Raw genomic sequence first — 12,442 nt, 5'->3', positions numbered from 1 at the left:
GCGATTCCCGCGACTCTCGCACTAGATGAAGAGTTTCGTCTCCGCCTCGGCGGTCAAACTTAAAATGGCGGGGAGCCCGAGAACTTCATCGACCTTGGCCTCAACCGCCTGGCCGTCCACGCCCATATATTCCAGGCCGGCGCTGCAGGCGATCAGGCGAAAATGACCGACCTGTTTCGCATCCTGAAACATTTCGGAGATCTTCGGAACCTTCTTCTCTTTCAACAAGCGTGCGACTTCCACGGCAGAGTCCGCATACTCCGGGGGAAAATCGATCTGGTCGATCTTCCCTTCGGCCAGCTTCTTGATCGTCCAGAACAACAGCACGACAATCACATCTTTCCCCATCGCGGCAGCCGTCATACCGAGCGTCGCAACTTGATGCAGCTTATCGTAGGTGGCGTTGTGGGCGAAGATGACGAACTTGGGCTTCTTCGACATAGGACCGTTACTTCTTCTTGGCGCGGGCTTTTACGCTGTTAATATAATCGGCAATGGCCGCATCGACTTCGGCAGACACGAGCGGACGGTCGTGCGTTTCGCTCTCGTCGACCAGATACTTCTCGTGATCCTTCTCCTGCCGGACTACCACCGTATTCTCCGGCGTCACTTCAATCATCATGAACCACTCTTTGGCCCCCTGCGTGATCACCACCTCTTTGCCGAGCCCCTTCTTGCTGACTTCGATCTGAAGCTCGTCGCTCTCGGCGGCCAGAGACACACCCGGAACCGTTCCGCCGCAGAAGAACAGACACAGCAGCAGAAGGGTAAGTGGTCGCCAGGGTAGAAGAGTGCGGAGGGCCATACAAGTTTCACTCGCTCCGGACATGCTGCGCCATTATATGACGCCATCCTTTGCGAGGTAAACCATGCGCGCCTAGCTCTTCCGGTTGAGAGGATCTCCGTGCTAGGATCCGTCCCCCATGGATGCCATTCTCGCGACAGTCACACAATATGTCCCGGTCCACGTGCTCATCTGGCTAACCGTCGGTTCACTGGTCGGATTTATCGGTACCCTGATTGCCATCCCCTTCATCATGGTGCGCCTGCCAGCCGATTATTTCGACACGCGCACGCCCCGGCATTGGATGAAGGATCACCACCCGGTTCTTCGATTGGCCGGGCTGATCGTCAAGAATGTAGTCGGCGCCGTGTTTCTGCTGGCCGGTCTCGCCATGCTGTTTCTTCCCGGCCAGGGGATCCTGACCATGCTCATCGGCATCTCGCTCCTGGATTTTCCTGGCAAGCGGAAGCTGGAGGCGAAAATCGTCGGCCAGCACACCGTGTTACAGGCCCTCAATGCGATGCGCGCCAAGTTCGACAAGCCGCCGCTGACCCTCGCGCCGGACTCGTAAGCCGCTATCTATCATGACGACCGATTCGAACCGCAAGACGCTCTATCTCATCGACGGAAGCGCCTATATCTATCGTGCGTTCTTCGCCCTGCCCGCGCTGAATAATTCCAAAGGTCTCCAGACAAACGCCGTCTATGGCTTCATGACCACGCTGCTGAAGATCCTGCGCGAGCGGAAACCGGACGGGATCGTCGTCGCGTTCGACGAACGGGGACCGACACTGCGCCACCAGGAGTTTAAAGAGTACAAAGCCCAGCGCCCCCCGATGCCCGAGGGCATGAGCGCCCAAATCCCCTATATCCATAGGGCCGTGGAAGCCTTGAACATTCCCGCCGTGAAGCAGGCCGGCTACGAAGCGGACGATCTGATCGGCACCCTCGCTCAAAAAGCCGAACGCGCCGGCGATGACGTCGTCATTGTCACCGGCGACAAGGACATGCTGCAGCTCGTCACGCCGCACATTCGCATCTACGACCCGGTGAAAGATAAATGGTCCGGCGAACCCGAATGTGTCGAGAAATTCGGCGTTGAACCGGCGCGGGTGATCGAGATCATGGGGCTCATGGGCGATGCCTCGGACAACATCCCCGGCGTCAAAGGTATCGGTGAAAAAACCGCGATCAAGCTCATCGTGCAGTTTGGCACGATCGACGAATTGCTCCGCCGCGTCGAGGAAGTCACGCCGCCCCGCATCAAAGCGATGCTGATTGAACAGGCCGACAACGCCCGGCTCAGCCGCAAGCTCGCGACCATCGACGTGAACAGCCCGGTCGAATTCGACGCGGAGGCCTTCCGGGTCAAGCCGCCGCACCAGGATCAACTCACCGACCTGCTCCGCGAACTGGAATTCACCGCCCTGCTGAAGACGCTTCAACCGGCAACCAAGCCACCGGAGACCCCGGCGGCAGCACTCACGATCGTCCAAGACGAGCCCTCCGCAGAACGGTTCGTCAAAAGCCTCCCGGCAGGAAGTCCGCTCGCCGTGCAATGCCTGCTCTCAGGCGGGGCCAGCGTCCGTGCCGACGTGCTCGGGTTCGCGCTCTCATCGGGAGGCCACACCGCCTTTTTCCCGCTCGACGTGCATACCTACATGCGCCCGATCACGACCCTGTTGCATGACCAGACGCGCACCAAGGTCGTCCATGACCTGAAAGCCACGCTGCTCGCGTTCCATCGCATCGGCGTCACCGTCGCCGGCCCCTATCTCGATACGATGGTCGCGGACTATCTGCTCAACCCCAATCGCCGCGACCACAGCCTCGCGACCATCGCCATGGAAGCGGTGGGCCATCGCCTGGGCGACTCACACACCGAGGCCAAGGCCCCGCAATCGCTCTTCGATGAAGAGACCGGCTCACGAGACGAAGCCGCCGAGCAGGCCACCGTGCTGGCCCAGCTGGCCCCGGTGATGATCGAGCGACTGACCGCCCAGGGCAGCCTGACACTCTTCCATGAGATTGAAATGCCGCTCGTGCCGGTGCTGGCCGAGATCGAACGAAACGGTTTCCTGCTCGACGTCGAGGGTCTGAAGGTCTTGAGCAAGGAACTGGAGCACGAACTCGACAAGATGATGGAGACCATCGCCGGCCTGGCGGGCGGCGAGTTCAACATCAATTCGCCGAAACAGCTGGCAGTCATACTTTTCGAGAAACTCGGCCTTAAGCCGGGCCGCAAGACCAAGACCGGCTATTCGACCGACGAAGACACGCTCACGCAGCTCGCAACCCAGCATGATTTACCTGCGCAGATCCTGACCTATCGCAGCATCAGCAAACTCAAATCGACCTACGTGGATGCCTTGCCGGAACTCGTGAATCCCGAAACCAAGCGGCTCCACACGTCGCTGAATCAAACCGTCGCCGCGACCGGCCGGTTGTCATCGACCGATCCCAATCTGCAGAATATTCCGGTCAAGGGCGACTACGGCCTGCGCATTCGCGAAGCCTTCATCGCGCCGAAAGGCCACACCCTACTCTGCGCCGACTATAGTCAGATCGAGCCGCGCATCCTCGCGCATTTGTCGCAGGATCCGCGCTTGCTCGAAGTGTTTGAGAAGGGCGAAGACATTCACATGGCCACGGCCATGGACATTTTCCACCTCCCCGCTTCCCAGATCACGCGCGAAATGCGGCGGGCGGCCAAGAGTGTGGTCTTCGGCATCGTCTACGGCATCAGCCCCTTTGGCCTCTCGCAGAACATCGGCGTGCCGCAGGCAGAGGCCAAGAAGTACATTGAGACCTATTTTGAAAAATATGCCGGCGTGCGCGCCTTGATGGATCGGAATATCGCCGAAGGCAAAGAGAAAGGTTTCACCACCACGATCCTGGGGCGGCGGCGGCCGATTCCAGAATTACAGAGCGGCGATCCGGTACAGCGCGGATTCGGCGAACGCATGGCGGTGAACAGTCCCATCCAGGGTTCAGCCGCCGACTTGATCAAAGTCGCCATGATCAATGTGAGCAAGGCCCTCCATCACGAGATGCCGCACACGAAGATGATCCTCCAGGTCCACGACGAATTGATTTTCGAAGTGCCGGAGAAGGAACTGGACGAAGCCAAACGGCTGGTGAAGCACGAGATGGAAGGCGTCGGCAAGCAACTGCACCTCTCCGTCCCGCTCAAAGTCGATCTCGGCACCGGCCACAACTGGCGCGTCGCGCATCCGTAGTCCGTGACCGGAAGACTCTGAGAACCGGATTTTGACAGGGTGAGAAGACACCTATAGAATTCGTCCAGGACGAGTGCCTAATTATTCTTCAAGCCATCAGACAATCGAGTGACTCGGTCAGATAAACTACTCGAACGAATTTTGCGCGGGACATCGGACGCTAATATTCCGTTCGAGGGACTTCGACATTTATTATTGGAGTTGGGCTTTGAAGAGCGGATTCGTGGGAGCCATCATATTTACTCAAAGCCCGGGGTTGAGGAGATTTTAAATCTCCAGTCCAAAGGCGCTCATGCGAAGCCATATCAAGTGAAACAGGTTCGCCAAGTAATTCTTCGATATCAGCTGGGAGGCGAGGTAGATGAGTAAATACGAAGTGATCATCTATTGGAGCAAGGACGATCAGGCCTTCATTGCCGAAGTGCCGGAATTGCCCGGATGTGCGGCCGATGGCGCGACCTACCAGGAAGCCCTGGCGCACGTTGAAACTGTGATCCAGGAATGGATTGAAACGGCAAAGGATCTTGGCCGCCCGATTCCTGAACCTAAAGGCCGTCTTGCCTTTGCGTGACCCACCCAAGGGTGGCCGTTCGTTTACCACACTCTCCGTCCCGCTCAAAGTCGATCTCGGTACCGGCCACAACTGGCGCATCGCGCATCCATAACAATAAGCTGAGTGAGGTGACCTATGCAGAACGCACGTCTATCAATAGCGTGGCTGATCACGGGCGTAAGCCTTGGCGCATTGGGCCTCCTGCTGCTCATGGGGCAGCCGTTCACCGCGAAGGCGCAGGAGCCGAAGCGGTTTCAGTACCAAATCGTCGAGGTGCTTCCCGACACGCAGAATATGCAATCCAAGCTGAACGAGTTTGGATCAAGCGGGTGGGAGTTGGTAGCAGTCTCGATGGGGAACATGACCGAGCCGAGGCTGATTTTTAAGAAGTGAGGCCGTAACTCTTAATCAGCGGATCACCACTGTTCTCCGATAAGCAATCCCTTGTCCGTCAAGTGCATGATGCCTCCATCACATTGGAGTATCCCCCGTGCAATGGAGCCGAAGAATGAGACTGCAAGAATGTGACCTAAACAGCGTTGCCGTTCAAACCAGTTCACTTGTCATAAATCGTCCCGAATCTATATGGGAAGCTGCACACCAAAACAAAATCATTCCAGCAACCCTCTATCACTTTTATTGTGCCGCGAATTACTTTTCTTATGGCCAATCCCCCCGATTCCTTTCTGATACAAGTGGCATTCTCTTTCCTTACCTTGGAAATCTTGCTCGCGGGATTAGGGATTCGCTTGAAGAAATAGATGAACTGTTTGGCGCCATTAAGAAAGATCACGCCAGTTCCTATTCCCCCGCGAAGAAAGTAAGGGAGGAAGCTTGGGACCCCAAGGCTTCCCACAAAGTTCGGCGCTCATTCAGAAATCTAGTTGTGCTACTCACAGGTACTCTCGACCAGTTCGCAGAGGTTGCGGCGATCTTCTTTTCCGGTGAAATGCCTAAAATCAAAGTGGGTCGTGCCTCCTTCACCGACTTGATGGATTTTGCAACAACTCCTTTCCCCCCGGTGGCAACCATCGCCCCGCCCAGAAAGGCCCTTCTGGAAAAACTGCACGTCTCATTAGTTTCTGAACTTCTACGGGATGGCCCTGACAAAGAATGGGCAACTCTGTTGTTCCTATATCGAAACAAATTGGCGCACCTTGGGAATTTTTCCTTCTGGTGGTTCGGGTTTCCACATAAAACCGAAACAGAGTTCTATACCTTTTTACCGAACCAATGGCCTCTTATCGTGGAAGAACATATCACTCGTCATTCTGCAAGTTCGCCCAGTGAACCGAATACCATTCGAGAGTTTGCGGAAAAATCTGTAATCCAACAAGACATCCTTGAATACTCAGAAAAGCTGATCCTTGCGGTCAAGCAAGTAATCGACAGTGGTTTCAACGTGCTCACTGATTCGTATAAGACTTTGCACGATTGTGAGCCATTTCAGGACGCTGTGGATTCATTACGCAGGGAAACGAAAGTCGGAGCATTTCAATTTTTCCCGTAAGTCAGAAGATGCTAACGCTACCTTCACAGGTGCTGGTGCCAACCTGGCGCCCCCTTGACCCACTATGATTCATCATGACCTCCACCATCACAGATCCTCCATTTTTACAGATGGTTCCTCGTGCTGAATGTCCTGAGGTAGGACTTCGACGGGGCTCTCAATCAGAGGATGGCCTTCAACTTTTTGGAGCCATGAGTGGAGTCTAGAAACCAAAGAATTCGGCTATGCGCAAGTTTTGTTGATCCTGCTAATGACGTTGTGCGATTTAGACGATGCTCACTCCACCTCCGGTAACTCTCCGTATACTGACTCCACCACGCTCTTCATTTTCTCATCGGACACCGGAATGTTGTAGATTTCTTCGCCGGCTTCTTGCATCGACTTCAGATCGAGCATCGTGCCCGGTACGAGATCTTCTCCTTTACCCAGCTTGCCTTTGACGGCATAGAGCACCCAGCGGGGGCCTTCGAGGGAGAGCGCAAGGTAAGGCATGTCTGCCGCGGCCAGGATGGTATGCGCGCCGAGATGCAGCAGCTGAAGGCGTTCGCCAGGCAGACCTAAGCACCAGTCTGATAGATAGCGGGACGATAGCGGGGTTTAGGAACAGGCTTCCGCTCGGCGCGGGCAGCAGCCAACCAGGCACACTTTGCTATTTCGGCTTGCTTCAGCGCTTCAGCCGGCGTCTTGCCGAACGCCGAACAGGCTTCAAGGTCAGGAATGTCGGCAATGTACCCGCCATCCGCCTTGCTGTAAAAAATGTTGATGTGGTAATGCGTCATAAGTCCTCAGCTTCAGCGCCAAAGCGAAGATTCTTGGACCCACCAATCGCTTTGGCGAGCAGCTTGCGCTTGTTTATCTTGCAAGAACAATCCTTTGCACTCGCCTATGGCACGATCGGCTGCGCCGGCGTGGTCTCCGGCGCGGCGCCGTCTTTCGCATCGCGGGCACAGCGAACACCCATCCAATTCATCGAGGTCTTGGGGTCCGTGCCGTTGCGTTGTGAGACCCGCACGCTCGGCGTGCTGTCGATCCAGCCTCCGCCACGGAACGCCTTCTGCGAGCCCTTGTCGGGCCCCTTGGGATTCTTGTCCGGTGCGGTTTTGTAATAGTCCTTGTCGTACCAGTCGGCCACCCACTCGGCGACGTTGCCGGCCATCTGAAACACGCCATACGGGCTCGCGGCGTTGTCGTACTTGAACACCGAGATGATCGGAGGATAGAGCAAGAGCCGCTCCGGGCGATCGCGCACCGGACCTGACAGGCCAGTCCGGCCGAAGTTCGCCCGTGATAGGCCGGCCATTTCGTTGCCCCAAGGATAAATGCGAGTATCGGCATTGCCGCGGGCCGCCTTCTCCCACTCGGCTTCAGTCGGCAACCGCTTCCCGGCCCACTTGCAGTACTCATCGGCTTCATACCACGTTACGTGCATGATGGGATGCGACACCATGGTGTCTTGAAAGTTGCCACCGTCAAACTTCCAATCCACTTGAGGTGGACGATTGGTCGCCAAGGCGAATTTCAAATATTGGACGGTCGTCACTTCGTATTTATCGATGTCATAGGCATCGAGGTAGACCGAGCGCTGCGGCATCTCCACCAGATAGGCATTCTTATCCGTTTTCTTATCACTGCCCATCGTGAACGGCCCCGCCGGAATATGGACCATGTCGTCGTACGCCGGCAGCTTGATGCGTTCGGCGGCCAACTTGCGCCCCTCTGCCGTCCACTCCTGTTTCACATCGCCCACATCCATCGCCCATGCCGATCCAGCAGCTCCCACCAAACCTGCGATCCAGACTGCACTGATGAACCCCGTCTTTCTCACGATCCGGCCTCCTTGCCTGCTACATCCCCGGTTCAATCTTCTCCGGCTCCGCACCTTTATTGAAATCTTCCAATGGCTGAAAGTTCAGCGGGAGCTGGAAGAGGTAATCTGTCACCGCCCGTAGCTTCACATGTTGGTATTCCACGATCCAACTCCCGTCCTTCTTTGCCAGCTTCATAGGGAAATGAATGTCCGTCGCCAGCCACTGATAATAGACCTCGGTACGCTCCCCATGCTTCGTCACGACTTCATAGAGGATCGTCGGATGGCCCTCGCGGACTTCCTGCCCGATTTCCTCGCGGGACACTTCCCCGTCCAACTTCTCCGTCACCCACAAATCCTGATCCGCGCTGTAGGGTATGGTCTTGAAATGTTTCATCCGTGACAGCAGCATCCACACGACTTGCTTGTCTTTGCGCACAATGCTGACGTTCACCGGCCCCATCGTGTGATGCTCGATGCGCCACATGTTGTCGCGGTAATAGATGTTGGCTTTGCCCGTGCGGCCGTCGATCTTAGTGATGCGATCGGCGGTAAACTCCAGAGCCCAGGCGGCTCCGCCGAAGCCGATCCCCAGGGTGACGATCAGTGCTGACATGATGTGACGCATAGCCGCTCAATCTACCTAATCTGCATGATCGAATGCTAGATGGGTGCGGGATCAGATCGTGAGGACGGCGGCGCCTTGAAACGCCCCAGCCTTGAGCGCTTGCAGCGCCTGATTGGCTTGCAGCAAGGGAAAGCGGACGGTATGGGGTTTGATCGGAATGGCGGCTGCTTCGCGCAACAGCTCGATGCCGTCCTGGCGCGTATTGGCCGTAACGCTGCGCAAGATACGCTCCCCAAAAATGTCGCGATCGTAGTTCAGTGACGGAATCGGCGACATGTGGATACCGGCCAGCGCGAGGGTGCCGCCCCGCTCCAATGCACGCAATGCCGGAGGCACCAGCTCACCGGCCGGCGCAAAGATGATGGACCCATGGAGCTTGTCAGGCGGCTCATCGTGCGCACCCCCGACCCACACAGCACCCAGCTCGCGCGCAAGGGCTTGATGCTCGGTCTTGAGCGAACTGACGTACACCTGGCAACCCCAATGACGCGCGATCTGGATCGCGATATGCGCGGAGGCGCCGAACCCGTAGAGCCCGAGCCGCTGGCCCGGCTTGATGCCGCTCAATCGCAATGCGCGATAGCCGATGATGCCGGCACAGAGCAGCGGAGCCGCCTCGTCATCGGTAAAACCCGGTGGGATGGGATAGGCAAACCGCGCCGGCACGACTGCATATTCCGCATAGCCGCCATCGACTTGATAGCCGGTAAATCGCGCTTTCAGACACAAATTCTCCCGCTCGCTCTTGCAAAAATCACAGACCCCGCACGTGCCCTGGAGCCAGGCGATCCCGACGCGATCGCCCTCCTGCACCCCCATCACCCCGGCCCCCAATCGCGCAACCGTGCCGACGACCTGATGCCCCGGCACCAGCGGCTGCTTCACATCGGCTAGCTCTCCCTCGATGACATGCAGATCGGTGCGGCAGACTGCGCAGACATGCACCTTCACCAGCACTTCGCCAGGACCCGGCAGCGGCATGGGGATGTCGCGAAGCTGCAACGGGCTGCCCGCCACATCTCCAACATGGTCGAGGACCATGGCCTTCATAGACTCTCCGATGAATCGCGATAGGTAAGTGCCCCGGCCGGCTCACATGGTGAGCCGGCCGGGATCGAGGAGGAGCGGGAAATGGCTACGGCTTTTTGGCCTTGATGCACTCGATATCGAGCCGGATATTCACCTCGTCGCCGACGACGAATCCGCCGGTGTCGAGCGTTTTATTCCAGACCATGCCGAAGTCTTTACGATTCACTTTTCCCTCGGCGGTAAATCCCCCGCGGGTGTTGCCCCAGGGATCTTTGCTCACACCGTTAAAGGTGCCGACTAACGTGATCTCTTTCGTCACTCCATGGAGCGTCAGGTCACCGAGCGCCGTATAGCCCTCGCCGGTCTTTTTGTAGCTCTTCATCTTGTAGGTCATGGTCGGAAACTTTTCGACATCGAAGAAATCCGCGTTCCGGAGATGCGCATCGCGCTTCTCCTGGTTGGTATTGACCGACCCCGTGTTGATCGTCGCTTCGATCGTCTTGAACTGGTGCGCTTCCGCATCCATCTCCACCAGACCCGTATAGTCCATAAACTTGCCCGCGGTCTTTGAGACCACCATGTGGGCGACACGGAATTCAATGATGGAATGATCAGGATCCAGGTCCCATCGGGCCATCTCGGCCCCTGCCCCCGCCGGCCATCCGGCCAGTAACACCGCACACAAGACGCCAGCTTTCACGATTGTCCGTTGATACATGCACCCTCCATGAGATGAACTGCCCGAGAACACTGCCCCGCACTTCAGTCCCGTCACTTTTTAGACGACCCGGCACCGGCCTCAGGCGAGGCGGCTTGTTTGTTCGTAATCGATTGCACCTCTCGTGCTCCGGTCTTCGCCCCCGTCCGCATCCGCACATGGACATCGACCGCTTCCGACTCGATATTATCCGGAAACGGGGGGAACGGCTGGGCATGGACCACCGCATAAATCCCCGCCTCATCGACTTCCCGCGCACCGGATCCTTTTTCAATCTGAATCAACTGCACGCGTCCGCTGGGGTAGAGCCGGAACTTCACCCGCACCGTCTCGCTCGTCGGTGCGTGCCGCACATGGCGGACCGTACGGCTCCAGCTGCGGCTTACCAGATGACTGATCTGCTGCCAATAGGCCTTGCCCTGCCCTGGTGTCGGCATAGGAAGCAGATCTTCCTCGACCACCAGCCCACCCGAGACCGGCAAGGCGTCCGGCTGCACTTCGTCCTGCGCCGACTCCCCGCCCGACGGCTCCTCCGAACTCGGCAGCGGCGTATCGCTACCTTCGTTGGCCGCCTCCTGTTTCCCCATGGTGACATAGACCACGCGCGTGAGCACTCGCTCGAACTTGTCTTTCTTCACACGGGCAATGGTCACTTGCACTCTGGCGGCTTTGGGAGGGACCGAGAGTTTTCCTGCTGGAATCGGCTCCATCGTGGCCGACCCCTTCATCACCATCTCGACGGTGTCAGGCTCCAACGCGACCACGTGCTTCTGAAACAGAACCGATTCGCAAATCGCCACCAGTGGCGCGCCGCCTTGGGTCACCCCGCCAACAGCGATCGACAAGTCAAACGGTTTCCCCACTTGAATATCGCCGGACGCATCGGCCGTCGCCAGGTCAATTTTGACCCAACGCGTGCCGATTGGCGCAGGAGAGGCTTCTGACGGGGATCCTGCCGCCTGGCTGACTGGCATGAGACTGAGCGGAAGGAGACAGAGACCGAGGGCGCCGGCCAGCAAGGCAAGAGGACTGGGCGCGGGGTGGTACATAGAGGCATCCTACTCAGCCCCGTGATCGAGTGCAACCCGTTTTTTCGGCAAGCACGTGCCTCCTTCACAGGGTTACGTTAGAATACAGCCATGCGCGCACTCGTGAAAACATCCGCTGGCCCCGGGCTGACAGCAATGACTTGTCCGGACCCGACTCCAGGACCGAACGATGTCATCGTGAAGATCAAAGCCACCTCGCTCTGCGGCACCGATGCCCATATCTACAACTGGGACCCCTGGGCGCACAGCCGCATTCATCCGCCCCGCATCATCGGCCATGAGATGTGCGGCGAGGTTGTCGAAGTCGGGAAAGATGTCACGCGGGTGAAGCTCGGCGACTATGTCGCAGCCGAATCACACATTACCTGCGGCCACTGTTTCCAGTGCCGCACCGGTCAGGCCCATGTCTGTCGAAACTATCGCATCCTCGGAGTCGATCGCGATGGCTCATTTGCCGAATATGTCGTGCTGCCCGACAATGTGCTCTGGAACACATCCCCGTCCATACCACCGGAATACGCCTCGGTCCAGGAACCGCTCGGCAATGCGGTCGATGCCGCCCTCGCGGAAGACCTGACCGGCCATACCGTCCTGATCACCGGCTGCGGACCGACCGGATTATTCTCGACCGCCGTCGCCCGCACCGCCGGCGCGGCGACGATCATTGCCACGGATGTGAGTGACTATCGCCTCGGCCTGGCCAAACAGGTCGGCGCAGACTACGTGTTGAACGCCAAGACCCAGACGCCCGAGCAGATCGCGGCGGCGATTCGCGAGATCACCGCCGGCGAAGGCGTTGACGCGTCGTTGGAAATGTCCGGTCATCCCAGCGCCTTGCACCAGGCGTTCGGCGCCGTCAAAAACGGCGGACGGGTGACACTGTTCGGCATTCCGACCGGTCCGATCTCGTTCGACTTGGCCAACGAAGTTATTTTCAAAGGGATTCGCGTGCACGGCATTACAGGCCGGCGCCTCTTCAGCACGTGGTATCGCCTGGCCGGGCTCTTCAAAGCGGGGCTCAACATCAAGCCGATCGTCACGCATACCTTCCCGATGAGCGACTACGCCCGGGGGTTTGAGTTGATCAATTCCGGACAGTGCGGCAAGGTAGTTTTGTTTCCCTGA

15 protein-coding genes are annotated in these 12,442 nt (G+C 57.8%); 6 read left to right on the top strand and 9 right to left on the bottom strand.

Annotation, left to right across the window (positions count from 1 at the left end; all coding sequences use genetic code 11):
• Positions 1-21 precede the first annotated feature (21 nt).
• The gene (locus tag Q7U39_12000; protein MDO9118674.1) at positions 22-441 is read right to left on the bottom strand and encodes a hypothetical protein; all 420 of its coding nucleotides are present in this window, start codon (positions 439-441) and stop codon (positions 22-24) included.
• A gap of 7 nt (positions 442-448) precedes the next feature.
• A complete protein-coding gene (locus Q7U39_11995) occupies positions 449-805 on the bottom strand; it encodes a hypothetical protein (GenBank protein MDO9118673.1) in 357 nt (118 codons plus the stop codon).
• A gap of 118 nt (positions 806-923) precedes the next feature.
• Here Q7U39_11995 and Q7U39_11990 point away from each other — a divergent pair, with 118 nt between their 5' ends.
• From Q7U39_11990 to Q7U39_11970, 5 genes are all read left to right on the top strand, one after another.
• Positions 924-1,355, top strand: coding sequence for a PGPGW domain-containing protein (locus Q7U39_11990; GenBank protein ID MDO9118672.1), 432 nt, complete (start codon positions 924-926; stop codon positions 1,353-1,355).
• Positions 1,356-1,368: 13 nt separating this feature from the next.
• Complete coding sequence (polA, locus tag Q7U39_11985) at positions 1,369-4,023, top strand: DNA polymerase I (protein ID MDO9118671.1); 2,655 nt, start codon at positions 1,369-1,371, stop codon at positions 4,021-4,023.
• Between the two features lie 361 nt (positions 4,024-4,384).
• Positions 4,385-4,594: a type II toxin-antitoxin system HicB family antitoxin gene (locus tag Q7U39_11980; GenBank protein ID MDO9118670.1), complete on the top strand. Its 210-nt coding sequence runs from the start codon at positions 4,385-4,387 to the stop codon at positions 4,592-4,594.
• A gap of 117 nt (positions 4,595-4,711) precedes the next feature.
• Positions 4,712-4,969 (top strand): hypothetical protein, encoded by a 258-nt coding sequence (locus Q7U39_11975; GenBank protein MDO9118669.1) that lies wholly within the window; start codon positions 4,712-4,714, stop codon positions 4,967-4,969.
• Between the two features lie 115 nt (positions 4,970-5,084).
• Complete coding sequence (locus Q7U39_11970) at positions 5,085-6,086, top strand: hypothetical protein (protein MDO9118668.1); 1,002 nt, start codon at positions 5,085-5,087, stop codon at positions 6,084-6,086.
• A gap of 276 nt (positions 6,087-6,362) precedes the next feature.
• Here the strand turns inward: Q7U39_11970 and Q7U39_11965 are convergent, their stop codons facing one another.
• From Q7U39_11965 to Q7U39_11935, 7 genes are all read right to left on the bottom strand, one after another.
• Positions 6,363-6,578, bottom strand: a complete 216-nt coding sequence (locus Q7U39_11965) for a hypothetical protein (GenBank protein ID MDO9118667.1) — start codon at positions 6,576-6,578, stop codon at positions 6,363-6,365.
• A gap of 65 nt (positions 6,579-6,643) precedes the next feature.
• Entirely contained in the window at positions 6,644-6,865 is a 222-nt protein-coding gene (locus tag Q7U39_11960) for a type II toxin-antitoxin system HicB family antitoxin (GenBank protein MDO9118666.1), read from the bottom strand.
• 104 nt (positions 6,866-6,969) lie between these two features.
• A complete protein-coding gene (locus tag Q7U39_11955; protein ID MDO9118665.1) occupies positions 6,970-7,911 on the bottom strand; it encodes an SUMF1/EgtB/PvdO family nonheme iron enzyme in 942 nt (313 codons plus the stop codon).
• A 19-nt stretch (positions 7,912-7,930) separates the two neighbouring features.
• Positions 7,931-8,521 (bottom strand): hypothetical protein, encoded by a 591-nt coding sequence (locus Q7U39_11950; GenBank protein ID MDO9118664.1) that lies wholly within the window; start codon positions 8,519-8,521, stop codon positions 7,931-7,933.
• A 51-nt stretch (positions 8,522-8,572) separates the two neighbouring features.
• Positions 8,573-9,571, bottom strand: a complete 999-nt coding sequence (locus Q7U39_11945) for a zinc-dependent alcohol dehydrogenase family protein (GenBank protein MDO9118663.1) — start codon at positions 9,569-9,571, stop codon at positions 8,573-8,575.
• An 85-nt stretch (positions 9,572-9,656) separates the two neighbouring features.
• The gene (locus Q7U39_11940) at positions 9,657-10,268 is read right to left on the bottom strand and encodes a YceI family protein (GenBank protein MDO9118662.1); all 612 of its coding nucleotides are present in this window, start codon (positions 10,266-10,268) and stop codon (positions 9,657-9,659) included.
• Between the two features lie 53 nt (positions 10,269-10,321).
• Entirely contained in the window at positions 10,322-11,317 is a 996-nt protein-coding gene (locus Q7U39_11935) for an energy transducer TonB (protein MDO9118661.1), read from the bottom strand.
• Positions 11,318-11,407: 90 nt separating this feature from the next.
• Between Q7U39_11935 and tdh the strand changes: the two genes are divergently transcribed.
• The gene (gene tdh, locus Q7U39_11930) at positions 11,408-12,442 is read left to right on the top strand and encodes an L-threonine 3-dehydrogenase (GenBank protein ID MDO9118660.1); all 1,035 of its coding nucleotides are present in this window, start codon (positions 11,408-11,410) and stop codon (positions 12,440-12,442) included.

Origin of the sequence: Nitrospira sp. (assembly GCA_030653545.1) — a bacterium.
GTDB lineage: Bacteria > Nitrospirota > Nitrospiria > Nitrospirales > Nitrospiraceae > Nitrospira_D.
The sequence above is the reverse complement of the archived record's forward strand: the minus strand, read 5'-3'. Positions and strand labels throughout refer to the sequence as shown.